Annotated in this window: 26 protein-coding genes and 1 riboswitch; of the genes, 12 read left to right on the top strand and 14 right to left on the bottom strand. The window is 63.7% G+C overall.

Annotation, left to right across the window (positions count from 1 at the left end):
• The first annotated feature begins 1 nt into the window (after nt 1).
• From BTH42_RS09535 to BTH42_RS09545, 3 genes are all read left to right on the top strand, one after another.
• Nucleotides 2-1,042, top strand: a complete 1,041-nt coding sequence (locus tag BTH42_RS09535) for a DUF2955 domain-containing protein (RefSeq protein ID WP_075298287.1) — start codon at nt 2-4, stop codon at nt 1,040-1,042.
• Nucleotides 1,043-1,122: 80 nt separating this feature from the next.
• Complete coding sequence (locus BTH42_RS09540; RefSeq protein ID WP_083654723.1) at nt 1,123-1,425, top strand: ion channel; 303 nt, start codon at nt 1,123-1,125, stop codon at nt 1,423-1,425.
• A 104-nt stretch (nt 1,426-1,529) separates the two neighbouring features.
• Entirely contained in the window at nt 1,530-2,486 is a 957-nt protein-coding gene (locus BTH42_RS09545; protein ID WP_372237252.1) for a hypothetical protein, read from the top strand.
• Here the strand turns inward: BTH42_RS09545 and lysA are convergent.
• A complete protein-coding gene (gene lysA / locus BTH42_RS09550; RefSeq protein ID WP_075298293.1) occupies nt 2,483-3,781 on the bottom strand; it encodes a diaminopimelate decarboxylase in 1,299 nt (432 codons plus the stop codon). The genes BTH42_RS09545 and lysA overlap by 4 nt on opposite strands.
• Nucleotides 3,782-3,884: 103 nt before the next feature.
• Between lysA and BTH42_RS09555 the strand changes: the two genes are divergently transcribed.
• Nucleotides 3,885-4,817: a LysR family transcriptional regulator gene (locus BTH42_RS09555; protein ID WP_075298296.1), complete on the top strand. Its 933-nt coding sequence runs from the start codon at nt 3,885-3,887 to the stop codon at nt 4,815-4,817.
• Between the two features lie 155 nt (nt 4,818-4,972).
• Here the strand turns inward: BTH42_RS09555 and BTH42_RS09560 are convergent, their stop codons facing one another.
• The 8 genes from BTH42_RS09560 to BTH42_RS09600 form a co-directional block, all read right to left on the bottom strand.
• Complete coding sequence (locus tag BTH42_RS09560; RefSeq protein ID WP_075298299.1) at nt 4,973-6,001, bottom strand: methyltransferase domain-containing protein; 1,029 nt, start codon at nt 5,999-6,001, stop codon at nt 4,973-4,975.
• A gap of 159 nt (nt 6,002-6,160) precedes the next feature.
• A complete protein-coding gene (locus tag BTH42_RS35935) occupies nt 6,161-6,295 on the bottom strand; it encodes a hypothetical protein (protein ID WP_256701917.1) in 135 nt (44 codons plus the stop codon).
• A gap of 611 nt (nt 6,296-6,906) precedes the next feature.
• On the bottom strand, nt 6,907-7,704 hold the full coding sequence (locus BTH42_RS09575; RefSeq protein WP_075298304.1) for a hypothetical protein: 798 nt from the start codon (nt 7,702-7,704) through the stop codon (nt 6,907-6,909).
• Between the two features lie 256 nt (nt 7,705-7,960).
• A complete protein-coding gene (locus tag BTH42_RS36290; protein ID WP_075298307.1) occupies nt 7,961-8,386 on the bottom strand; it encodes a rubredoxin in 426 nt (141 codons plus the stop codon).
• A gap of 74 nt (nt 8,387-8,460) precedes the next feature.
• Nucleotides 8,461-8,586, bottom strand: coding sequence for a hypothetical protein (locus BTH42_RS35940; RefSeq protein WP_256701918.1), 126 nt, complete (start codon nt 8,584-8,586; stop codon nt 8,461-8,463).
• Between the two features lie 216 nt (nt 8,587-8,802).
• Nucleotides 8,803-10,053, bottom strand: coding sequence for an aromatic ring-hydroxylating dioxygenase subunit alpha (locus BTH42_RS09590; RefSeq protein WP_075298310.1), 1,251 nt, complete (start codon nt 10,051-10,053; stop codon nt 8,803-8,805).
• Nucleotides 10,054-10,198: 145 nt separating this feature from the next.
• On the bottom strand, nt 10,199-11,650 hold the full coding sequence (locus BTH42_RS09595) for a glycosyltransferase family 2 protein (protein WP_075298313.1): 1,452 nt from the start codon (nt 11,648-11,650) through the stop codon (nt 10,199-10,201).
• 23 nt (nt 11,651-11,673) lie between these two features.
• Nucleotides 11,674-12,273, bottom strand: coding sequence for a cytochrome b (locus BTH42_RS09600; protein ID WP_075298316.1), 600 nt, complete (start codon nt 12,271-12,273; stop codon nt 11,674-11,676).
• Between the two features lie 336 nt (nt 12,274-12,609).
• Here BTH42_RS09600 and BTH42_RS09605 point away from each other — a divergent pair, with 336 nt between their 5' ends.
• Nucleotides 12,610-12,969, top strand: coding sequence for a glyoxalase superfamily protein (locus BTH42_RS09605; RefSeq protein ID WP_075298319.1), 360 nt, complete (start codon nt 12,610-12,612; stop codon nt 12,967-12,969).
• Nucleotides 12,970-13,036: 67 nt separating this feature from the next.
• On the opposite strand, the gene BTH42_RS09610 is transcribed toward BTH42_RS09605, so the two are convergent.
• On the bottom strand, nt 13,037-13,924 hold the full coding sequence (locus tag BTH42_RS09610; protein WP_075298322.1) for a LysR family transcriptional regulator: 888 nt from the start codon (nt 13,922-13,924) through the stop codon (nt 13,037-13,039).
• Nucleotides 13,925-14,108: 184 nt separating this feature from the next.
• On the opposite strand from BTH42_RS09610, the gene BTH42_RS09615 reads away from it, so the two are divergent.
• The gene (locus BTH42_RS09615; protein ID WP_075298325.1) at nt 14,109-14,339 is read left to right on the top strand and encodes a hypothetical protein; all 231 of its coding nucleotides are present in this window, start codon (nt 14,109-14,111) and stop codon (nt 14,337-14,339) included.
• A 5-nt stretch (nt 14,340-14,344) separates the two neighbouring features.
• On the opposite strand, the gene BTH42_RS09620 is transcribed toward BTH42_RS09615, so the two are convergent.
• Nucleotides 14,345-14,977 carry a LysE family translocator gene (locus BTH42_RS09620; protein WP_075298327.1) on the bottom strand — a complete coding sequence of 211 codons (633 nt, stop codon included), beginning with the start codon at nt 14,975-14,977 and terminating at the stop codon, nt 14,345-14,347.
• A gap of 20 nt (nt 14,978-14,997) precedes the next feature.
• A riboswitch (ZMP/ZTP riboswitch) is annotated at nt 14,998-15,081 on the bottom strand.
• A gap of 175 nt (nt 15,082-15,256) precedes the next feature.
• Between BTH42_RS09620 and BTH42_RS09625 the strand changes: the two genes are divergently transcribed.
• Entirely contained in the window at nt 15,257-16,522 is a 1,266-nt protein-coding gene (locus BTH42_RS09625) for a multidrug effflux MFS transporter (protein ID WP_075298664.1), read from the top strand.
• A gap of 43 nt (nt 16,523-16,565) precedes the next feature.
• Here BTH42_RS09625 and BTH42_RS09630 read toward each other — a convergent pair whose 3' ends face one another.
• On the bottom strand, nt 16,566-17,294 hold the full coding sequence (locus tag BTH42_RS09630) for an SDR family oxidoreductase (RefSeq protein WP_075298330.1): 729 nt from the start codon (nt 17,292-17,294) through the stop codon (nt 16,566-16,568).
• A gap of 84 nt (nt 17,295-17,378) precedes the next feature.
• On the opposite strand from BTH42_RS09630, the gene BTH42_RS09635 reads away from it, so the two are divergent.
• Together BTH42_RS09635 and BTH42_RS09640 are read left to right on the top strand one after the other, a co-directional pair.
• On the top strand, nt 17,379-18,329 hold the full coding sequence (locus BTH42_RS09635; RefSeq protein ID WP_075298333.1) for a LysR family transcriptional regulator: 951 nt from the start codon (nt 17,379-17,381) through the stop codon (nt 18,327-18,329).
• 80 nt (nt 18,330-18,409) lie between these two features.
• The gene (locus BTH42_RS09640) at nt 18,410-18,811 is read left to right on the top strand and encodes a DUF3224 domain-containing protein (RefSeq protein ID WP_075298335.1); all 402 of its coding nucleotides are present in this window, start codon (nt 18,410-18,412) and stop codon (nt 18,809-18,811) included.
• A gap of 37 nt (nt 18,812-18,848) precedes the next feature.
• Here BTH42_RS09640 and BTH42_RS09645 read toward each other — a convergent pair whose 3' ends face one another.
• Both BTH42_RS09645 and BTH42_RS09650 read right to left on the bottom strand, forming a co-directional pair.
• The gene (locus tag BTH42_RS09645) at nt 18,849-19,691 is read right to left on the bottom strand and encodes a DMT family transporter (RefSeq protein WP_075298338.1); all 843 of its coding nucleotides are present in this window, start codon (nt 19,689-19,691) and stop codon (nt 18,849-18,851) included.
• Nucleotides 19,692-19,739: 48 nt separating this feature from the next.
• Nucleotides 19,740-20,216: an Lrp/AsnC family transcriptional regulator gene (locus BTH42_RS09650; protein ID WP_075298666.1), complete on the bottom strand. Its 477-nt coding sequence runs from the start codon at nt 20,214-20,216 to the stop codon at nt 19,740-19,742.
• Nucleotides 20,217-20,409: 193 nt separating this feature from the next.
• Here BTH42_RS09650 and BTH42_RS35395 point away from each other — a divergent pair, with 193 nt between their 5' ends.
• From BTH42_RS35395 to BTH42_RS09660, 3 genes are all read left to right on the top strand, one after another.
• A complete protein-coding gene (locus BTH42_RS35395; protein ID WP_178392142.1) occupies nt 20,410-20,586 on the top strand; it encodes a hypothetical protein in 177 nt (58 codons plus the stop codon).
• Nucleotides 20,546-21,985: an amino acid permease gene (locus BTH42_RS09655; RefSeq protein ID WP_075298340.1), complete on the top strand. Its 1,440-nt coding sequence runs from the start codon at nt 20,546-20,548 to the stop codon at nt 21,983-21,985. Before BTH42_RS35395 ends, BTH42_RS09655 begins: the two co-directional genes overlap by 41 nt.
• Before the next feature lie 242 nt (nt 21,986-22,227).
• Nucleotides 22,228-23,766, top strand: coding sequence for a chitinase (locus BTH42_RS09660; protein ID WP_075298343.1), 1,539 nt, complete (start codon nt 22,228-22,230; stop codon nt 23,764-23,766).
• Nucleotides 23,767-24,109 lie beyond the last annotated feature (343 nt).

Raw genomic sequence — 24,109 nt, forward strand, 5'->3', positions numbered from 1 at the left:
GATGAGCACGCTAGACCCCAGGCTGCTGGTTTCCGGACAGCGCGCGCTGCGAATGGCCAGCGGCACCGCGCTGTGTCTCGCGCTCAGCTTCGCGCTCGACTTGCCGATTCCGGTCGTGGCGCCCGTGTTCTCGGTGTTCCTGCTGGCGACGCAGACGCGCGCGCTGTCGTTGCGGCAGGCGCTGGCCGTCGCGCTGGTGGTCGGCCTGACCGCGGGCAGCGGCCTGCTGCTGGTGCCGCTGCTGCGCCACTACGCATTGGCCGGCGTGCTGCTGATCGCGCTGCTGCTGTTCGTCGCGTTTCGCTATGGGCTGCGCGGCGGCAACAGTCTCGTCGCGACTTTCCTCGCCGCCGGACTGACGATGATTTCCGCGGCGGGCACCGCGGATCTGCAACTGGCGGCGACCGTCGTCGGCGCGCTGGTCAAAGGGCTGCTGCTGGCGTTGCTGGTCTCGATCGTCGCGCATCGGCTGTTTCCCGACAGCGCGGCTGCGCGGCCCGCACCCGCCGCCGCGCGCGTGTCCGATGCACAGGCGAGGTACATCGCGCTGCGCGCCGCGCTCGTGGTGATGCCCGCGTATCTGCTGGCGCTCACCGATCCGGCCAGCTATATGCCGATCATCATGAAATCCGTCAGCCTCGGCCGGCAGAGTTGCACCGCGACCGCGCGCAGCGCCGCGCGCGACCTGCTCGGCTCGACGCTGCTCGGCGGCCTGCTGGCGATCGCGTTCTGGTTCGCGCTGAAGCTGTTCCCGCAACTATGGATGTTCTTTCTATGGATGCTGCTGTTCGGCCTGCTGGTCGGGCGCAAGCTGTTCCGGCTCGTGCCGACCCGCTACTCGCCGGGCTTCTGGCTGAACGGCCTCGTGACGATGATCATTCTGCTCGGCCAGTCGGTGCAGGACAGCGCGGCGGGCAAGGACGTTTATCGCGCGTTCGCGATTCGCATGGGGCTGTTCGTCGCCGTCACGCTTTACGCGTGCGTGATGATTCTGATTCTGGACCGCAGGCGCGCTAGCCGCGACGCCGGGGAGATGCCGTGACCGACAATGCCGAACGCAGTACCACCAAACGTGTGGGCGCGCGCGAAATCCTGCGCGAGTTCTTTGTGACGCTGTGGTACATGCGAACGATCCTGTGCTTCATGCTCGGACTGTTCGTGCTGCTGACTATCGCGATGTACTACTACGGCGGCCCGGTCGAAACCGCGAACAGAACGCCCGCGTCGCTGGAGCAAACCTGGTATTTCTGCGCGATTACCGCGCTGACGATCGGCTATGGCGACGTGGTGCCGACCACCGGGTTCGGCCGCATCGATGCGGTGCTGCTCGGCCTGATCGGACTGCTGTTCATCGGCCTGACCACGGCCGCGGCGGTCAGGGGCGTGCAGGAGGCCGCGCATGGCGCGGGCTCGCAGAATCAGTAGCGGTCCGCGAAACACGAGTGATACGCCCCAACCGACAGGAATGCGCAATGCGCGTGCTTTGCTTATCCGCTGAGCCAGTTTGCAGGCATGCCGCCAGATTGTGCGTGTGGCTCGCGGTCGCGCTCGTGCTCGCGTTGGCCCTGTTGCCGTGCGGCGCCCATGCGCAAAACCCGCCCGGCCAGTTATCGAGCAATACGGTGATCGGCGGCAACGTGAAGCGCCATGCGGACGCCGTGCTCGCAGTGATGAGCTACACGACGGTGCCGGACGTGACCACCAGCAACCTGTCGGTGAACAATGGGCTGACCGGCAATCCCGGTTTCGCGCAAACGCAGTTCGGCGGCGGCTTCACGCTCAGCAAAAAGTTTCCGCTGTACCTGGAAGGCACGCTCGCGTATAGCCGCTACGATCCGGTGTTCATCGCGAGCGATGGCGCCGAACAGCGTTCGGTGCCAACCGCCTGGAACACGTTCAGCGGCACCGTGGGCATCGGCTGGGACTTTCGGATCACTGACGAACTGGTGTTCCGGCCGATCCTGAACGGCACGATCGGGCGCGTTTCGAGCGATCTGAAAGTCGGGCAGACGATCTTCAATCACGTCACCGACAGCAACCTGCAGTTTCTCGAGAACGGCTCGCTCAATGCGTACGGCTACGGCGGATCGCTGGTGCTCGACTTCGAGCACTATCGCGAGACCTACGAAATCGATGCGGAATTACGCGCGACCGATATCTATCTGCGCAGTTTCGGCAGTTCGTCCGAAGCGGTGCAGGGGTCGGCGATGGCGCAGCAGGTGAGCCTGTGGACCCGCTGGCGCGCGCCGACCGGCTGGCGCGCGCTCGACCGGCCGGTGCGCTATGTGCTCGAAGCCGCGTACTCGCACTACTTCGGCGACAGCGCCGGCGTGCTGGGTTTCAACGACCTCACGTCGCTCGGCGTCGGTCTCGAACTCGACAGCAGCAAATATCCGATCATCATCACGCGCACGCGGGCGATGGTGCGCTATGTGTTCGGGCACAACGTGCACGGCATATCGTTCGGATTCGCGATGAGTTTCTAGCAGGCTTCGAGCGCGAGCAATTCGTCGATATGTTGTCGGCGCCGGATCAGCCGCGCGTGGCCGTGGTCGACCAACACTTCGGGCGCGAGCGGCCGGCTGTTGTAGTTCGACGACATCGACGCACCGTACGCGCCCGCGTCATGGAACACGATCAGGTCGCCCACCGCGGGCGCCGGCATCTCACGACTCGTGACGATGCCGCCTTCGGCCTGCGTGAACACGTCGCCCGCTTCGCACAGCGGACCCGCTACGGTGAACGCAGCGGCCGGCGCGCTGCTCGGCGTGCCATCGGGCTTCAGCACGCTGATCTCGTGATGGCTGCCATAGAACGATGGCCGCACCAGATCGTTGAAGCCCGCGTCGATCAGCGCGAATTGCCGCGACGGCCGCGGGCTCAGCGCGTGCACTTCGGCGATCAGTACGCCCGCCTGCGCGACCAGAAACCGGCCCGGTTCGATTTCGAGCCGCACGCGGTGGCCGAGATGCGCTTCGATGCGCCGGCGCGCGTCGTCCCACAGCCGGAAGTAATGCGCGGTATCGACCCGCGCGTCGCCGTCGCGATACGGGACCGACAGACCGCCGCCCGCCGAGATCGCTTCGATATCCTGATCGAGGTCCGCGACCGCGTCGACCATCGAATCGCAAACGCGCGCCAGATGCGTGTAATCGACGCCGGAGCCGATATGCATGTGCAGCCCGACGAGCTTCAACCGGTAGCGGCGCACCAGTTCGAGCGCGAGTGGCAGGTCGTCGCGCCAGATGCCGTGCTTGCTGTGCTCGCCGCCGGTGTTGGTCTTGTTGCTGTGGCCATGCCCGAAACCGGGGTTGATTCGCAACCACACACGATGGCCTTCGCTCGCGTGCCGGCCGAGCCGTTCGAGCATGTCGAGCGAGCCGGCGTTGACGGTGATGCGGTGTTCGAGCACGGTGGCGAGCGTGGCGTGGTCGAGAACGTCGGCGGTGAAGACGACGCCTTCGGACACGTGGTGCGGGGTGGGTTCAGCGGTGGAGTCAGCGGTGGCTTCGGCAGTGGGTTCGGCCGTGAAGCCCGCAGCAAAACTACGCGCGAGTTCACCCGCCGAAACCGCATCGACCACCACCCCTTCCGCGCGCATCAGCTTCAGGATATGCAGGTTCGAACACGCCTTCTGCGCGAAGCGGATCGTATCGAAGCTGCGCAGTTCGGCGATGCGCTGGCGGATCGTATCGGCGTCGTAGACCCACAGAGGTGTGCCGTATTGGCGCGCTAGTTCAGCGAGTTGACGCGGATTGAAGGGTGTCACGGTGCGTTCCATGTCGAGGCTTTACGAAGCAGAAGCCGACATGATGCGGGCTCCTGTTCATTCAGTAAAATACCAATTTGTAGCTTACCTATTCATCGTTGATATAGGCTTTTGAATGGCACTCACGCACCGCCACATCGAAATCTTCCGCGCGCTGATGACCGCCGGCAGCGTCACCAAGGCGGCCGAGATGCTGTTCACGTCGCAGCCCACCGTGAGCCGCGAACTCGCGCGGATGGAGCAGAGCATCGGCTTCGCGCTGTTCGAGCGCGTGCAGGGCCGCTTGCGCCCCACGCAGGCCGCGCTGACATTGTTCGACGAAATCCGGCGCGCGTATGTCGGGCTTGAACGGGTCGCATCGACGGCGGCGGCGCTGCGCGAATTCAAGGGCGGCCAGTTGTCGGTAATCGCGCTGCCGATGTTCTCGCATTCGATCCTGCCGGGCGCGGTCAAACGCTTTCACGACGCGCAGCCGGGCGTCAGCGTATCGATTGCGACGCAGGAGTCGCCGTTTCTGGAGGAGTGGCTGACCGCGCAGCGCTACGACCTCGGCCTCACCGAGCACGACCGCCCGCCGCCCGGCACGCGGCTGACGCCGCTGCTCGAAGTCGATGAAGTGTGCGTGCTGCCCGACGGGCATCCGCTGCTCGGCAAGCGTGTGATTGCGTTGAAGGACTTCGCGGACCAGCCGTTTATCAGTCTGTCCGCGAACGATCCGTACCGGCTGCAGATCGACGAAGCGTTTGCGCAAGCGGGCATTGCGCGTCGTTTGGTGGTTGAAACGCCGACCGCGGTTTCTGTATGCAGCTTCGTGCGGCAGGGGCTCGGCATCGCGATCGTCAATCCGCTGACCGCGATCGATTTCGCGGGCCGCGATCTGCAGATCCGGCCGCTGGCGCTGTCGCTGCCGTTTCGGGTTAGTGTGATTCGTCCTGAGCATCGGCCGGCGTTGCCGCTGGTGGATGCGTTTGTCGAGGCGCTGCAGAGCGAAGCCGGGGAGCTGCTGTTGCAGTTGAAGCGTCACACCGAACAGAGGCGGTCGGCGTAATTCGGGCAACTCATGCTGTATAAGTCGACACGCAACCTGACAGTCACAGTCCAATCTGGTCACGAGAGGTTTGCGAGGCCAAGGACGGCAATCGACCCGAAGCTGAAGTCCATGGCCGGCTATGGTTCATGTGCAACTGAGTGAAATTCCTGCGCTTAACCAAGTGTCGTCGAGAACACACAGTTCATGAACTCGCCATCGACTTCGAATTGTGAGATCGACAACTCCGAGCGCTCGGCAAGGACCTTGCGCGATCTGCCAGGGAAGAAGAAGAGATGGAAACGCGTGTACTCGTATAGATACTCGAAGCAAGGCGTTGCATGCGCCATTCGAGCTCCTGGTTTCATCCACGTCTTCATTTTTCGGAGTTCGTTAATGGGATGGCGAAAGTGCTCCAACACATTGTTCGAGAAAATGCCGTCAAAATTCCGCCCTTGCATCTGCTGCTCGTTCGAAATGAGCCAGTCCGCTGCGGAAGCAGCGGAGGCATGCGGTTCATAGGCAAGCACGTTCCAGCCTTGCTCCCGCAGTATCGGAACAGTTCTTGACCACGAGCCTGCGCCGTAGTTTACGTAGATGCCATTGCGACTTGGGTTCAAGGAATGGAACGCGCGCAACTCGGCCTCAGTCGAATCGCCTTCTTCATAGACTTTGTAGTGCCATTCGTAGTCTTGGCTCAGTTCGCCAGCCGACAGATCAAACATCTTGTCCGCGCCGAAAATGACATCGCAACTAGGGCATTGGTGTCGAAACAGGACACCCCCACCAAAGATGCAATTGCTCTCAATGCACTTGAACGCCGCACTCGCTCCAACGAAGTTGCACAATTGGCACGTTCGATACGCAGGTGTCCCAGTACGCGCGCGCTCCATAGCATCAATCACGCTCCAGCGATTGGCGATCTGGAACCTTAGGAGTTCGAGTCGCAAGCTGTCCAGGTCCCTCCGTAACGGAGCAATTCCGATGGACAGTGCCTCCCCGTCGGTTTTCGAAGGTCGATCAATCACCAACTGCCGAAGTTGAGCGAGTTCGTCCGATGAAGCTGCCACCTCGGCACGAACGGATTCCAGCTGAGACTGTGCAGCCAACAACTGGGCACGCGTATTGTCCAAGGTCGTGCGCCGAGTCACAGCGATGTTCAGTGGCGCCAGTGCACCGTTAACCGCAGCAATGAGTTTTCTCAATTTATGCCTCTATTTCGAGCGGGAGGTTCAGGCTGTCGTTCGATCAGGACGGTCAAAATGCTTGGGAACCTAAGTACACCACCTACGCCAACAGCGAAGCTTGGAGCCCTCGGGGAAGCGATTGCGAGCCGGGCCAGAAGATCTGCTACTGGTCGAAAGTCAACCTACTGTCGGCAGCGCCTCCACCCATATGACTTCGCCAGGATGATGCTCAGCGATGGTGCCAAGAGCATCAGGCAAAAGATCCTGTGTGCCGAGTTCATACTCAAAGCGCGTCAAATCTCTGCCTGCCATTGCAGCAAACTCATTCTGGAAAATTCTATCAGCACCACCAAATCGGTGTGTCAGCTTCTCCGAACCGACGTAGCGCGCTTTTCAACCCATGGCCAGTGATGGCGAGGAAGACCAGTCTGCTGCTCCTTCGGTGGTCTGGTGAAATGGAATTCTTGCGGAGCTGAATGTCCGGCTTGTGGCCGACCACAGCCTCAAGCTTTATGCATGAAACGTGTATATGTCGACGCCCGGCAACTGGACGACTACGACCTATCGGTGCCGCTCGATCAGCATTGCCACCAGTCGACTATCTGCCGAACTGAGCCCAACGATCTGACATCGTCTGTCCAGTCAAGCCCAACCCTCTACACCATGAATCAAACCCGACTACCTAACGCAGCAACAGATAGGCAATGAAACTACCAACTAGTACAACCCCACTGCTATAGAACATTGGCCTGGTTCGCAATCGATCCAGTCCGGACGCAGGAGGCGCGTTCTCACCATCGAGATCCCAATAGTCAATACCTGGATCACCCGTCAAATTGATGACAATCACTCCGGCCGAACCCACGAATAGCACGAGTAGAATCACAAATAACGATGTTGGCATGTCAATGCGTTTCGGTATGTTAGTCGGTTGCCCAATGCATGAAGACCGGTAGCTCTTCCTGATACATGTCATTAACGCCGTCCCCCGCCATGCCGCCAAGATTACTACCGAGAAGTACCAGGGCGACGGCGCATGCCGGTTCAGCAGGACCGCAAACGAATGACACGGCGAGCCCAGCCAGACTTCCCCCAATCATGCCTCCCGCAATGATGCTGCCCTGTCTCGCCGCCTCCTTGACCTTATCCCGAGCCGCTACCACTTCACCCGTTGCAAGGATGGCCGTAAATATAATGGCAACCTTGGCGGATACCTGCAATCGGCGCACCTTGGTTGTCACATTGGCATTGCCACCACCTGCTTTTGATAGCACCTGATAGTAGACCGCATTGCGCTCTTCAGCGGTCAGGACATCAAAATTCTTGCCAAACTGAGCGTGTGCATACTTGTTCAGGTAATAGTCAAACCCTCGTGCACTGAGCTTAAGCTTTTCCGCTTGGGCTACCCCAACAGCCGATGTGTACTTGCGATACTCAACGAAGAGCTTGTCTCGCAACTGGCTACAATACTCCGCACCATCCTTCACAGACATGTGACCCTGGGCGACCTCTTGCCTTACCTGGTCAGAGATTTCTTTAATGTGCCTGATGTATTGCTGGCGCACCTTGTTATCACTGATAGCGTTGACCGCGAAGGTGGTTGCGATCGCTTCATAGTCTGCAATGGCAGCTTCCAGAATGGCACTATTAATGTCATGAGTTCGCTGGGTACTAAATGAACCGCTGGCGAGTGTGTTTTTATTGGTCGTTTCATTCGCCATTCTTACCCCATCATTGACCTGACCGGTTGGGCCGATCAGTTGGCAGAGCAAATCATCATGAGCAGGATTGACGAGCTTGCGGCAAGCCGACAGCGATGCCGCGCTATCAGACCACCCACCACTACGCCTGCTACTCGGCAAGACCGCGCTAGATCTCGCCTACAAAAAGCTCGAATTAATGCGTGGGGATTTCGACAACTGGCGGGCGACCACTGAGGGAGCGGACTACCCGGAATGAACTACGGGAAGAAGAGCCTTAAAACTCCACCAGCGCAAAATCTTCCTTACCCACATCGCACAGCGGGCAGCGCCAGTCGGCCGGCACATCGGCCCAGCGGGTGCCCGCCGCGATGCCTTCTTCCGGCAGGCCGGCCGCTTCGTCGTAGACCCAGCCGCAAATCACACAGACCCATTGCTTGAAGTCGTCGGCGGACACGGCCTGCTCCGCAGTGGGCGCGGCCGATGCATCGAACAACGGCGCGTCGATTGTGGGCGTCGCATCCAGACTCACGACGAGCGGCGCGACCGTGCCGCTGCCGGTTCCCGCGAGCCGCGCCTTCAGGCTGTCGAACAGACGCTGCGCCTCGTCCTGGGTCAGATCGATCCAGTACGGGTCGCCGGCGCCGTCGTTGAGTCGCTCGGGGGAAAACTGGATTTCTACGGCTACGCCCTTCTTGTACATGGCAATCGGAATAATCTCGGAGGGGCCGGCGATGCGCGCCGGTTGGCGGTGGCCCGCGCGCGGCGGGCGGTGTGTCAGTGCGACTGCAGCAGCAGATTCAGCGCGATCGATGCGATCAACCCGGCGCCGCCGATCAGGCCGAGCAGTTGCAGCAGAGTGAGGGATTTACGCGGGGCGGTGGTGGTTTGTTGCGTGGTCACGGAAGTATCTTGAAGTTCGGAAAAAGCGTCATGGTACACGGGTGCGCCAGGGGCCCAGGCCGACCCGGCGCAAACTCGCGCGCAATAACCGGGCGGCGCGACATTATCGCCGCTTGCGGGTCGCGCATTGTCTACGGTGGGGAGATGGATTAATTCGCGCAGGACGGGAAACCTGCGCGTGTCGGGTGGCGTTGCCGCTTGTCCAGCGGCCCGCGCTCAGGTCTTCGCGAGCGGATTGCCCTGGCGCGAATCCCAGAAGCGGATCACCGCGGTGTCGCCGGTGCCGGCGCCCACCACCTGATCCGGCGCGCCGCACTCGCGCAGCAACGCGCGCAGATCGTTGATGACCGGGAACACCTCGTGATTCCAGTCGGCGCCCTGCGAGTCGTGCGCGCGCTGCTCGGCCTCGACGATCTCGCGGTCCTCCTTGAAGATACGTTCGGTAAACCACACCAGCAGCGGCCACGCGAGATTCAGCGCGCCCGGAATGCCGGGCTTGCGAATCGATAGCAGCCCGAACGTTCGATTGGTGCGTTGCTCGCGATCGAGCGGCACATAGATGATCCACAGGTCCATCACCAGCGTCTGATCCGAGTTGCGGATCTGCAGCGTCTGGAACGGATACTCGGTGCGGATCGTCATCACGTCCTTGTCGTTGTGGCCGCCGGTCTTGCGGTTCTGGCCGAACACGATCGCCTCGCCGATCGGCTGCTGCCCGGCCATCCGCGCGAACGTGTAATCGACCTCGACCCAGCCGTCGCCTTTGCGCCGCCCGAGCGAGCGCGCGCGCATCTGGCCCATCTGGCGGCGATGCAGAAACTGATGGTTCATGTCCATCAGGTTCTCGTGCATGAACGAGTAATGACATTTGACCGGACGGCCGAAGCGGCGCGTCTTGTACTTCGGGTCCGACACCGAGCCGAGCGCCGGCAGCGGCCTCTGTTCGGCGAGCGCGGCGTCGCCGGGGAACACGAAGATCAAGCCTTCGACTTCCTGACACGGATACGAGCGCACGCCGTTGGGCAGCCGCTCGCGGCCCAGATACGGCACGTCGATGCACTTGCCCGAACAGTCGTAGGTCCAGCCGTGATAGCCGCAGCGAATCGATTCGCCGTCGACCACACCTTGATGCAGCGGCACCTGGCGATGCGCGCAACGGTCTTCGAGCGCGAACACCTTGCCGCTCTCGGTGCGCGCGAGCACGATCGGGTCGCCCGCGAAGGTCACGCCATGCGTCTTGCCGCGCTTCACTTCATGCGACCACGCGAGCGGATACCAATGGTTCGGATGGATGCCGACGCGGCGCAGATCGCGCACCGGCGCGCTGCTGGCGGCGTGGTCGGGAGTGTGCGCGTGAGCGCCGGTTTGTGAAGCGGGAGAAGCGCAATGCTGCGGCGCTGCCGGAGCCGGCGAGGCGGCCACGGTTGCGTCGGCGAGATCTTGTTCGAGCGGGGGAACAGCATGCATGGGTCAAGCCTCCGTGCACGAGCGGATAGTGGGTTGTCGTGCTGAGATTCGCACGCGGCATCGAATGTGAGTCTACTAGATGCGGCCGGCCGATGGGTCTGTCGCCGGCACCCGCTCAGTGTCGCAGCCACCCGCCCCGCCAGCGTCAGCGCTCGTCGTCCTCGATAAGACCGGAGCGCCGTTGCACGCCCCACGCGCGACCGCCGCGCAGAAACTGCAGCCAGCCGAGCGCCGCGCCGAGATGGCGGGCGAGCTGGAACGTGAACGGCTCGGCGAGCGCCGCGAGCATCGCCATGCCGAGACTGTTGCCGCTGCGCTCGCCGGTCCAGCGCCGGTACAGGTGGATGCTCCACAGGTAGAACGCGAGATCGATCGCGGTCTTCAGACCGATCACGCTGAAGATCGACACGACGATCGCGCCGTGTCCGCCGAACAGAAAACCGAGCAGCAACGCGAACGCGGTCAGTCCGTAGATCGGCTGCATCGTGTCGAACGCCTTGACCGGCAGCATCAGCGTGCCGAGCGTGCCGTAACGCGGGTTGCCGGTCATGTCGCGGTTCCAGTACTGCGTCTGCAGGAAGCCGGCGAACCAGCGGCGGCGCTGGCGCAGAAAGCTCGCGAGATGATCGGGCGCGTCGGTGCGCGCATGCGCTTCGCCGACCACGCGCACGTCCCAGCCGAGGCCGTGATCGACCGAGTAGCGGCGCAGCCGGTGAATCAGTTCGTAATCTTCGACGAGGCATTGCGGATCGAAGCCGCCGACCGCAACCAGCGCGTCGCGCCGGAACGATGCGAACGCGCCGGAGATCAGCAGCAGGCTGTCCGCGCGCATCCACGCGAAACGCGCGATGAAATTGCGCATGTACTCGTAGGTCTGGAACCACTGGAACACGCGCCCCGACAGCGACTTGCCGCAGACCGGCACGAGGATGCCGGCCGCCGCGGCCAGTTGCGGCTCGCTCGCGAACGCGGCGCGCATCGCGTAGGTCGCGTCGTCGTCGAGTAGCGTGTCGGCATCGACGGTCATTACCGTGTCGGTCGTCATCACCGTGATCGCCGCGTTCAGCGCGCGCGCCTTGCCGCCGTGCGGTACGCGCAGCCAGTACAGATTCGGGTGCAGTGCGCTCGGCGCGCTTAGCACGCCGTCGGCGGCGGGCTTGAGGCCGAAGCGTTCGGTTAGCAGCTCGCGGGTGGCGTCGGTCGAGCCGTCGTCGGCGATCACGATCTGCGCGGGGCCGTGGGTCTGGCGCAGCAGCGCGGCCAACGTGACCGGCAGCACCGCCGCCTCGTTATGCGACGCGACGATCACGCCCATGCTCGGCAGGTCGCGACGCTCGTAGTCGGCTTCGAGCGCCGCGGTACGGCGCAGCAGCGGCAGCGATTTCCACGTGACGAATGCAAGCAGCAGCGTGTCGTAGACGACATACGCAATGCCGGTCGACCACGCGAGCGCGCCTTGCAGAAAGAACGCGCGCGCGAACAGCAGCAGCCACAGCACGACGACGCTGGCATGGATCAACGTGCTGGCGAGCGTCGCGCGACGCGGCAGGATGCGTGGCGACGCGAGAGCGAGGGCTTGTTCGAGGGTGTTCTTCAAGGGGCGGGAGTGAGTTCGGCGCTTCACGGCGCCATGCGTTTCAATACCGACTTACGGTCGATCCACTCATGCTTCAGCGCGCCGCCGATATGCATCGCCAGCAACGCATACAGCGCGTAGCCGAGCCACGTATGCAGCGCGCCGAAGCGGTCGTGCAAGCTCTCGCGCAGCGCCGGCTCGAGGTGCATCACATAGCCGATGCGCGGCCACTCGAACAGGCCGAACAATTGCATCGGATGAGTTGCCGCGTCTTTCCACGCCGAATCGTGCAGCCAGCCGGACAGCGGCAGGCCGATCATCAGCAGATACAAAGCGAAGTGCGCGAGATGCGCGGCGCCCTTCTCCCACGCCGGAAACTCGCGCGGCAACGGCGGCGGCCGATGCGACACGCGCCACAGAATCCGCAGCAGCGCGAGTCCGAGCACGGTGATGCCGATCGACTTGTGCGTATCGATCACCGGACGCACCCAGTCGTCGGGCAGCGACTCGGCGCTCAGACCGAGCACGACGTTGGCGATGATCAGCAGCGCGATCAGCCAGTGCAGCACGATCGCGATGCGCGTGTAGCGCGGCGGCGAAACTGCATTGGTCGATCCGGCGAGAGTGTCCGCTTCGGTGTTCATGGTGGTTCCGTTCGCACAGACGCTCAGGTCTGCGAAAGCTGGTTGAAATCGTGCTGCTTGAGAAATCCGCTTGCGTGAAGCGCGGTCCGCGAACGTGGCTGGCAACCGCGCCGCGCGACATCCGTCCGATGGCTAACGCGCGAACGTGCGGTTTTATTCCTGGAAGCGCTTAACGAGCGGGTCTATTATCGGCGCTGTCGCCGTTGCCGCGCAGTTTCCCCCCGCAAGGGCCGTTCCGGCGCGCGTCGGCGGCGTGCGGCGAAACCGGTCTGAAAGGCTCGACAGCGACTCGCCCACCATCCAACGCTCCGGCCACCACCTCGGGACTGCCAAACGATGACTCTCCAAGACGCCATTCCAATCCTGCGCATCTTCTCGGTCGAGAAGGCCTACGAGTTCTATGTCGACTATCTGGGCTTCACGCTCGAATGGGAGCATCGCTTCGCCGACGATCTGCCGCTCTATGCGCAGATCAAACGCGGCAGCGTCGTGCTCCATCTGAGCGAGCATCACGGCGACAGCACGCCGGGTTCGACCGTGTTCGTGCCGGTCGACGATATCGACGCACTGCATCGCGAGTTGCTCGGCAAGACGTACCGCTATGCGCGGCCCGGCGTCGAGGAAGTCGGCTGGGGACGGCAGATGCAGATCGCCGATCCGTTCGGCAACCGGCTGCGGTTCTGTCAGTTGGGCTGAATGCAGCGGCCTTTCGCGCGCGGGCTTCACGCACGGGCTTCGCGCGCGGCCTTTGCGCCCGCCGCCGTCAGCCCTCGCGCAGACTTCGCAAAACGTCGAGCACATGCCGGGTGGCGGGCTCGTCGCTGCCCGCGCGAGAGGCGAGCCCCAGTTGCCGCCACAACGCCGGCCGTAGCGGCCGCGTAACGACGCGCTCGTCCGCCGGCAGCGAACGCCCGCTTTCCTGCGGCAGTAACGCGGCGCCATATCCCGCCGCGACGAGGCTTCTGATCGCGTCCGCGAAATTGAGCTGGATGCGCGGGCTCGGGTGCTGGCCGGCGGCGCTGAACCATTCGGTCGTCAGGCGCGACAGCCGGGTGCCTGCGTCGTTGAGAATCAGCGGTTTTGCCGCCAGCCATTGCGGCGTGATGCGCGCCGGACACCGCCACTGCGCCGGCATCAGCGCGACGACCGGATCGCGCCGCCAGCGTTCGATCGACAGTCCTTTGACCGGCGGCTGAGGCAGCGCGACGATGCCGACGTCGAGCGATTCGTCCGCCAGCCTGGCAAGCGTCTGCGCGGAAGTCAGCACCGCGATCTGCACATCGATACCGGGATGCTCGCTCGCGAGTCGCTCCAACGCTTGCGGCAACAGATTCGCAATCGCGCTGGTGGACGCGCCGAGCCGAACCCGCCCGCCCAGGCCTTCCGCCTGCCGGCGCACGTCGTCGAACGCATGCTCGGCATCGCTCAGCAACTGCCGCGCATGCGCGATCAGCGTCTCGCCGATTGCCGACGGCCGCACCTGGCCGCGTTTGCGCGACAGCAACGGCGCGCCGACACGACTTTCCAGCTCCGCGATATGCAGACTCACCGTCGGCGGTGCGAGGTGCAGCACGCGAGCGGCCTCGGCGAAAGAACCGAGGTCGGCGATCATGACCAGCGTGCGCAAGCGATCGAGGCTGATTTCTCTCATCGGAATTCCATCGGTCAGAAAAACTGAATCTGGCAGTCAGTAAACTCAACTTTTCCGATCTTACGCGTGGATGGAAGATGGTGGCGCCGGTTTTCTTTTAATGCGGACTATTCGGGCCATCGATATGAATTCATCGTCTACGCGCAGCGGCGAAGCTTCACCGGTTTCGCACGAGAACACCACAATGAACACCGAAGCCCGCTTGTGGCTGACCGGCTTCGCGGTGGCCGCGGTATTGCTCTCTGCGATAGTCGGCGCACTGCTCTGGAACGCGTCTCACGCGGTTGTCCCGGACAAAGAATGCACGGGCACCCACTCCGCAAACGAGCAGTCTGTCAACCTCGACGGAGCTTTCTTTCAGGACCCCTTCACTCAGACCGTGTTGTTGCAGTCGATGCAGACGTGCGCGAAATGAAGCCGTCACTTGCGCGATTCGTAGGCCATCCGCACCGCGAGGCCCGTCAGCACGCCGCCCATCAGCCAGCGCTGCACCAGCAACCACAGCGGACGTCCGGCGAGAAAGGTCGAGATCGATCCGGCCATCACGGCGATCAACGCATTCACGGCGAGGCTGATCGTAATCTGCACGCTGCCGAGCGCCAGCGATTGCGTAAGCACACTGCCATGCCCCGGCACGATGAATTGCGGCAGCAAAGACAGATACATGATCGCGATTTTCGGATTCGCCAGATTGGTGATGAAGCCCATGCTGAACAGCTTGCGCGGCGTATCGACCGGCAAATCGCGCACCGTGAACGCCGAGCGGCCGCCCGGTTTGACGGCCTGCCACGCCAGATAGAGAAGGTATAAAGCGCCGCCGAAGCGCAGCGCGTCGTAAGCGTACGGAACCGCAAAGATGAACGCGGTAATCCCGAATGCCGCGCAGAGCATGTAGAACACGAAGCCCAGCGCCACGCCGCCCAACGAAATCAGGCCGGCGCGCCTGCCCTGGCAGATCGAGCGGGAAATCAGGTAGATCATGTTCGGCCCGGGCGTCAGCACCATCCCGAGGGCCACGAGGGCGAACATCAGCAAATGCGCGAAATCAGGCATAACCCATCTCCAGAGAAAGTAGGTAATGCCCAGGCGCGCGGCGGCTAGCGACCCCATGCTCCCCGATAGTGCTCTATCCGTATGCGCCAGTCACATGGGTGCGGCGATTATTGCACGGCCCTGGCCGTCCCAAGCCATTGCGCCACCAGGGAAAATCCCACTCGCCGCCAACTCGCGGACACGATCCCGGCGATAATGTCGTTCTTTGTTCGCGCGCTCCGTTCGCACTCCGAACACGCCGCTGCCGCACTGCCGCCGAAATTCCGTTCAGATGCACCCATGACCCACGCTACCGCCGACCACCCGCCCGCTTCCGACGCCTCCGCTCCAAACTCGCCGCGCTTCCTGCTGTTCCTGATCTGCCTGTTCGCGTCCGCCGGCCAGCTCGCGATCGACATCTACGTGCCCGCGCTGCCCGCGATGGCACGCGACTTCGCGACCTCGCCGCAGGCAATCCAGACCAGCGTCACCGGCTACATGGCCGCCTACGCGTTCGGCCAGCTGATCTTCGGCCCGATCGCCGATGCGTACGGCCGCAAGCGCGTGCTCGCGCTCGGGCTGTCGATCTATACGGTCGGCTGCCTGCTGTCGCTGGCCGCGCCGAATCTGGAAACCTTCCTGCTCGCGCGCGCGTTGCAGGGCTTCGGCATCGCGACCACCAACCTGCTCGCGAAGGCGATCATCACCGACTCGTTCGCCGGCACCGCGCTGCTCCACGCGTTCACCTATATGTCGATCGCGTGGGGGCTCGCGCCGATTCTCGCGCCGGTGATCGGCGCGCATCTGCAGACCGCGTTCGGCTGGCGCGCGTGTCTGGTGTTCCTGCTGCTCTATTCGCTGGTGATGTGGGCGCTGTTGTGGCGTTATCGCGAGACCTTGCCGAAGCCCGTGCATCTCGAACCGCGCACGCTGATCGCGAACGCGCGCAAGGTGCTGTCGAGCCCGGTGTTCCAAAGCTGCTTCCTCGCGCAGGGGCTGTGCTACAGCATCCTGCTGGTGTTCAACATCGTCGGGCCGTTCATGGTGCAGACCACGCTGCACAAGCCGCCGACTTTCTTCGGTTATCTCGCGCTCGGCATCGGCATGATGTATTTCCTCGGCGGCCTGTCGAACCGTCTGCACGGCCCGCGTCTGCCGAGCGCCGAACAGCGCCTGCTGATCGGCTCGCGGCTGATGGCGGCCGCGGCGGTCGCGATGCTGGTGCTGTCGCTGACGGTCGGCCTGCGCGTGTGGACGCTCGCAACGCCGGTGCTGGTGATGGGCTTCTGCGCGGGCGCGATGTATCCGACGCTGATGGCCAAGGGCAATTCGCTGTTCCCGCACATCGCCGGGCTGACCAGCGCGATTCTCGGCTGCGCGCTGCTGCTGGTGTCGTCGGCGATGATGAGTCTCGCCGGCTTCGTGTCGGTGCAGATCCTCACGCCGCTCGCGCTGTTTTTCGTGGCGCTGGCGTTCGTCGTCGTGCTGATGGTGACGAAGCTGCTGCGCCATCTTGCGCAGGCGCAGCCGGCCGCTGCGGTGGCGGTGGCCCGCGAGGCGGCGTGAGCGATGTCAATGAGCGGCGTAAGCGGGCACGGCGGCCGCGCTGCTACAACAACCGCAAGCCGCCATCGCACTCGATCACCGCGCCCGTCATAAACGGGTTCTCCAACAGAAACTGCAGCGCATGCGCGACGTCGTCGGCCTGGCCGACGCGGCGCACCGGTAACGTTTCGCGCTGCTGACTAAACAGCTCGTCCTTCACGCCGGCCGGAAACCTGTCCCACCACGGCGTATCGACGACGCCCGGCGACACCGCATTGACCCGCAGCGGCGCCAGCTCGCGCGCGAGCGTGCCGATCATGCTCTCCAGCGCGCCATTGATCGCGCCCAGCCCGGCCGTGCCCGGATTCGCGATGCGCGCCGAAATCGCGGTCAGAAACGTCAGGCTGCCGTCGCTACGCAGTGTCGGTAAAGCGGTCTGCGCGGCTTCGAGTTGCGGCCAGAACTTCGCTTCGAAACCGCGCCGCAACGCGGCCAGATCCAGCTCGGCAAAGCGGCCGGCGCCCTCGCCGCCCGATAGCGTCAGCACCAGATGATCGATCCGCCCCTGCTCGCCGAAGAAGCGTTCGAGCGCGCTGCGATCGCTGCAGTCGAGCGCCGCGCCGCTCACCCGCGCGCCGTTGGGGCCAAGCCCACTGATTGCGCGATCCAGCTTCGCGCGATCGCGCCCGACCGCGACAACGCTCGCGCCGGCCGCCGCGAGCCGCGTCACCGTCGCGAGACCGATTCCCGACGAACCGCCCAACACCACGACCTTCTGATCCTGCCAGTCCATGTCCCTGCTCCTGTAAGAGAAAACGGAACGACCCGTGGCAGTAGAATGCGCGCAGCACGCCCATCATTCAAATCGTTTGGGATCATGGCCAACATCATTGAAAATGATTTCCGCCGTTTCGACCTGAACCTGCTGCTGGCCTTCCGCGCATTGATGGCCGAGCGCAGCGTCACGCGCGCCGCGCAGCGGCTGTTTCTCGGCCAGCCGGCGATGAGCGGCGCGCTCAAGCGGCTGCGCGAGACCTTCGGCGACGAACTGTTCGTTCGCACTCCGCAAGGGATGACGCCGACGCCGCGCGCGCTCGAACTCGCGCGGCAGATCGAGCCGTTCCTGCAATCGCTGCATCAGGCGCTCACGCAGCCGGCCGTGTTCGAGCCCGCGCACGCGCAGCGTGTGTTCCGCATCGGCCTGAGCGATTCGTTGGAAGTCCTGTTGATGCCGGAGATCATGGCGCGGCTGGCCGAGCGCGCGCCCGGCGTGAAACTGATCGCCCGCACCACCGATTCGACCCGCGCCGCCGCGATGCTCGACGACGGCACGATCGAACTCGCGCTCGGCGTATTCCGCGAGTGCGTGCCGTGGCAGCGGCGGCTGCCGCTGTTCGCGTGGCGCTTCGTCAGCGTGTACAACCCGCGCCTCGTGAAAACGCGGCGCAAGCAGCTATCGATGGAAGAGTTTCTGCGCCATCGCCATATCCTCACGTCGTTCAGCGCGGGGCTGCATGGCTTCATCGACGAACGGCTGGAAATGCAGGGTCTGCAACGCGAGGTGGTGTTTTCCAGTTCGAACTTCGCGACCAGTCCGTTCATCGTGCAACGCACGGCGGCGATCGCGACGATGCCGGATTTCATCGGCCGCGTGTGGCGCGATACGCTCGGTCTCGCGATGAGTCCGCTGCCGTTCGACGTACCGGGCTATGAAGTGTCGGCAATGTGGGCCGCCGCGCACGATCAGGACCCAGCCCTCGCGTGGCTCAGGCGCGAATTCGCGGACGCGTTCGGCACCGGCGGCGACGCCGCGAATGCGGCTTCCTGACAGCCGCGTGTGCTACGTTTGCAAGTCACGCCCGCGCTACCGCTTCGCTCGCGCTCCATTTACGCCAGGAGGGATTTCAGATGACTCGCATCGCTAAAGGCACCTTCATCGTTTCGATGCAACCGCTGCCGTTCGACAACGCGGAAGACGAAGCGAAACTCGGCCGCATGTCGATCGACAAGCAGATTTCCGGCGACCTCGTCGCGACCACCCAGGGGCAAATGCTGAGCGCGATGACCGACGTGAAAGGCTCGGCCGGCTACGTCGCGATCGAACAGGTGAGCGGCACGCTCGCGGGCAAGCAAGGCAGCTTCGTTTTGCAGCATAGCGGCACGATGAAGCGCGGCGCGTCTTCGCTGGCCGTGACGGTCGTGCCGGATTCGGGCACCGGCGAGCTGACCGGGATCGAGGGCGAATTCGGAATCGAGATCGTGAACGGCGCGCATTCGTACGAGTTTGCTTATCGACTGCCAGGCGATTGAAGCGTCGCCGCGCGGCCGCTCGTTCGACGCGCCGCGCTCATAACCCGAGACAAACCGCGCCGCTCGCGATCACCACGCACGCGAGCCAGCGCCTCGCGCTGACCGTTTCGCCGAGAAACATCCGCCCGATCAGCACCGCGAACACCACGCTCGTCTCGCGCAACGCCGACACCGAGCCCATCGCGCCCGCCTGCAACGCCCAGATCACGATCCCGTATGCGGCGTACGACACGAGGCCGCCGGCGAGCGATGTCCCTATCGCCAGCGGCGTTTCGCGCAGCGGCGTCCAGAACGCCGCGACGCCGCGTTTCGCGATGAACAGCACCGGCATCAGCCAGTAGAACAGGAACATCCACGCGGTATAGGTGAGCGCCGCGCCGCCGGACAGCCGCACGCCGATCCCATCGATCACCGTATAGACGGCGATCGTCGCGCCGGTGACCAGGGCCGCCATCCCCACCGCGGGCGAGATTCGGCCTTTCTGCCACGCCAGCGCGATGATCCCGCCCGACACCATCACGATACCGAGCGCATGCAACGCGCCGATCGGCTCGTGCGCGAACAGCGCGGCGCCGAGCGTGACCAGCAGCGGCGACGAACCGCGCGCGATCGGATACGCCTGGCCGAGGTCGCTGCGCTGATACGCGCGCACGAGACTCACGTTGTAGACGATATGCACGAGCCCCGACGCAACGATGTACGGCCACGCGGCGGCGGGAGGCAACGGCAGACGCATCACGATGACGGTGGACAGCGCCGCGATCGCGACGCTCATCCACGTCATCGACAGAAAGCGGTCGCGGTTGCCGTGCAACAGCGCATTCCAGCTCGCGTGCAGCAACGCGGCAAAGAGAACGACACCGCCGGTGTAGGTGAACATAGGGCGAGAACTGTCGGGAAAGGTTGACGCGCGGCGCGCGGCGCGGCGCTAGGCGGGCTTGTTCGCGAGATCCAGCACCGAGCCGTCGCGCTTGAGAGTCGCGAGCACGATGCTCGAATTGATCGACATCACGCCCGCCGTGCGATGCAGCCGGTTCATCACGAAGTCGGAGAAGTGATCGAGACTGCGCGCGCGCACCGTCAGCACATAGTTCGACGCGCCCGTGACGACCTGCGCCGACACCACCTCCGGCCACGCCTGCAACGCGTTGACGAACTTGTCGTGCCATTCCTCGACGTCCGGGCGCATCGACACGTGCACCAGCGCCTCGAACTCCACGCCGATGCGCCTGGGCGAAATCACGCACCGGTAGCCCTCGATGTACCCCTCTTCCTCGAGCAGCTTCACGCGCCGCAGACACGCGGACGGCGACAGCGCGACCGCATTCGCGAGGTCCTGATTACTGATGCGCCCGTCGTTTTCCAACTGGCGGAGGATGCGCAAATCCGTGCGATCGAGATTCATGATGAAGATTCTGCCGTTTTCAGGATACGGATTCGCAGACTCTACCATGATCGATTCGTGTCAAGCACGATATCCGAAGCACATTTCAATTTGACGTCGATAACATGCCGCCACAGACGTCGAAATGCAGCCGTACCGCGCAGCCACCTCGCCGTAACCCTGGCTCGCTAGCCGGGTATCAAAAGCGGACTCGATGCGCGACGTCAACGCGATCGCCGGCAACAGCGGCAAGCGCTACACCGGCGTGCTGGTCGGTGTTAAAACATCGGCCCGCGTTTCGCAGCAAGCAAGACGCATCCAGCATCAGAAAAGCTTGGAGGAGATATTCGATGAGTTCCGAAGGACAATTTCAGCAAATCGCCGCGCGTGAAGCCGGCCTACGCCGCACATTGACGGCGCGCCAGATGTCGATGATCGCGATCGGCGGTGCGATCGGCACGGGCCTGTTTCTCGGCAGCGGCTTCGCGATCAGCTTCGCCGGACCGAGCGTGCTGATCAGCTACGGAATCGGCGCGCTGATCTCGTTGCTGCTGATGGGGTGCCTGGCGGAGATGACCGTCGCGCATCCGACCTCGGGGTCGTTCGGCGCGTATGCCGAACACTACGTGAGCCCGTGGGCCGGCTTTCTGGTGCGCTATTCGTACTGGGCGTGCATCGTGCTCGCGGTCGGCACCGAAGTGACCGCGATCGCGCTTTATATGAAGTTCTGGTTTCCGGCGGTGCCGGGATGGATGTGGATCATCGGCTTCTCGGCGGTGCTGGTGCTCGTCAATGCGCTGAGCGTCGATGTGTTCGGTTCGGTCGAGTACTGGTTCTCGGTGATCAAGATCACCGCGATCGTCGCGTTCCTCGTGATCGGCTCGTACGTGGTGTTCGTCAATCCGTCGCTGTCCGCGGTTCCGACCGCCGATGCCGGCGCGACGGTCGCGGGCTTTCATCATTACGTCGATCACGGCGGCTTCTTTCCGAAAGGGCTGTGGGGGATGTGGGTCGCGGTGATCGTGTCGATCTTCAGCTACCTGAGCATCGAAATGATCGCGGTCGCCGCGGGCGAAGCGGAAGACCCCGAGCGCGCGGTCACCCGTGCGTTCCGTTCGACGATCGTGCGGCTGGTGCTGTTCTATCTGGGCACGATGGCGCTGATGCTGGCGATCGTGCCGTGGACCGAGGCCGGTCACGACGAAAGCCCGTTCGTGAAGATGATGGTCGCGGTGCATCTGCCGGGCGCGGCCGGCGTGATCAACTTCGTCGTGCTGGTGGCGGCGCTGTCGGCGATGAACAGCCAGTTGTACATCACCACCCGGATGATGTTCAGTCTCGCGCGCGCCGGCCATGCGCCGCGCCGCCTCGGCGAACTCAATCGACGCGGTGTGCCGTTCAGCGCGCTGCTGCTGTCGACCGCGGGTATCGCGATCGCGACGGTGGTCAGCGTGCTGTATCCGAACGCGTCGTTCACGATCATGATGGCGATCGCGATGTTCGGGGCGATGTTCACGTGGATGATGATCTTCGTCACGCACTACTTCTTCCGCCGCCGCCGCGCGGCGAGCGGCGCGCCCGCGAGCAATTTCCGCATGCCGGGCTTTCCGCTGGGGACACTGCTCGGCGCCGGCCTGATGCTCGCGATCATGGTGACGACGTACTTCACTCCCGAGTTTCACATGACGCTGCTGTTCGGCGTGCCGTTCCTGATCGTGCTGAGCGTGATGTATTTCGCGCGCTACCGTCATCAGCCGACTGTCGCGCAGGCTGGGCGCGCGTCGCAGTAAACGCTGTCGATCAACCGCTCCGATCGCACTGAAATCCTTGCCGCTATGCCCGGTTCATTCACCGGGCATAGCTTTCGTTATTTTTGAGATAAGGAAAACCCTGGTCCGCCCCCGATTATGCTCAATCGACTTTCCGGGCTCGCAAACGTTTGCCGATAATACGGCGCGCATTCAAACGCGGGTCGTCAGCGGATGCATTGCTGCGAAAGCTTTTGCGCATCTATTAAAACGGAGAGAGAAAAATGAAGGGAAAAACATCGAGGGTTCTGGCCGCATCGGCCTTGTATCTGAGCGCGCTCACCAGCGCCTGCGCGACCGGCGTCTACGCGCCCTATGCGGACATGACGGCCTGGCCGACTCCACAGCTCGACGTGATCGGCGTGCAGAACGGCATCCAGCAGTTCACGATGGCCTTCGTGGTCGCCGCCGGCAGCAAGCAGTGCGTGCCGTCGTGGGGCGGCGTGCAGAACATCGGCTCGGCCTATAGCTCCGACCTGCTCACGTCGCTGTCGACCTCGCTGACGAACTACCGGGCCAAGGGCGGCGAAGTGGCGATCTCGTTCGGCGGCGCCAACGGCACGCCGCTGATGCAGGCCTGCTCGACCGCGTCCGCGCTGCAAAGCGCGTATCAGACCGTGATCGACAGCTACTCGGTGACCCATCTCGACTTCGACATCGAAGGCGCGTCGCAGGAAGACAGCGCGGCGATCACCCGCAACTTCCAGGCGGTGCAGGCGTTGCAGAGCGCGGCAACCGCGAAAGGCACGACGCTGCACGTGACGCTGACGCTGCCGGTGATGCCGACCGGCCTGACTCAGGACGGCATCGACATTCTGAACTCGGCGATCTCCAACAAGGTGACGTTCGACGCGATCAACGTGATGGCGATGGACTACGGCAGCGCATCGATCGAGATGGGCACCGCGGCCACCCAGGCGGCTTCTTCGCTGTATTCGCAGCTCGACACCGCGTTCAAGTCGGCCGGCCAGACCAAGACCGACGCGCAGCTGTGGCAGATGGTCGGCGTCACGCCGATGATCGGCATGAACGACGTGCAGGGCGAAACCTTCACGCTCGCCGACGCGCAAACGCTGCTGAACCTCGCGCGCAGCGACGGCTTCGGTCTGCTGAGCAACTGGTCGGTGGGCCGCGACCAGTCGTGCCCGAACAACGGCAAGTACACCGCGTCGGATTGCTCGGGCATCGTGCAGACGCCGTATGCGTTCGCGACGATCTTCGAACAGCTCAACGGCTACTGGGGTAAGGGCGTGACGAAGGACGCGTCGTACGCGGGCGGCTCGAGCAGCAGCTCCAGCGGCAGCAACTCGGGCAGCTCGGGCAGCTCGGGCAGCTCGGGCAGCTCGGGTAGCTCGTCGAGCGGTTCGTCGGGTAGCAGCTCGTCCGGCAGCGGTTCGTCGAGCAGCGGTTCGAGCGGCAGCGCGAGCTCCGGGTCGTCCGGCTCGGGCAGCACCGGCGCGACGGGCGGCACCACCACCACGCCGGTGTCCGGCGCGGCATGGTCGGCGACGCAGATCTATACCGCCGGCATGACCGTCACGTATCAAGGCTCGACGTACAAGGCGCAATGGTGGACCCAGGGCGAAGTGCCGGGACAGGCAGCGGTGTGGCAGCAGACCGCCGGCGCGACCCCGACGTGGTCGTCGACGATGGCCTACACCGGCGGCTCGTGCGTGATGTACCAGAGCGCGAAGTACTGCGCGAAGTGGTGGACCCAGGGCGACCTGCCGAGCAGCGGCGGAGTGTGGGTCAAGCAGAACTGAGCACGACCGGTGTGAGCGCAATACGCGCACGCACACGATTGCTTGTATAACGACGGCCGCCGGGGTGAAACCGGCGGCCGTTGTATTTCAACGCTCCACGCGAAGCCGCCGCGGCGCTCGCTCGACACTTCGTGCCGCGCGATCTGAATGTGGCGCGCTTTTGTCCGATATTCATCAGGTCCGGGCAAATCGCGTGACCTACACTGGTTTTCGCCATGCGACTTTGCGGCATGGCTCGACTCACGAAGTCACCCTCGCGCGGACTTGCGCGCACCTCTTCTGTACGCGTCCGCGAACCCCTGCCGCAATACGCCGGCCGGGTGAAAGCGTTTCGTCGCTCATT

Source organism: Burkholderia sp. SRS-W-2-2016 (assembly GCF_001931485.1).
Lineage (GTDB): Bacteria > Pseudomonadota > Gammaproteobacteria > Burkholderiales > Burkholderiaceae > Paraburkholderia.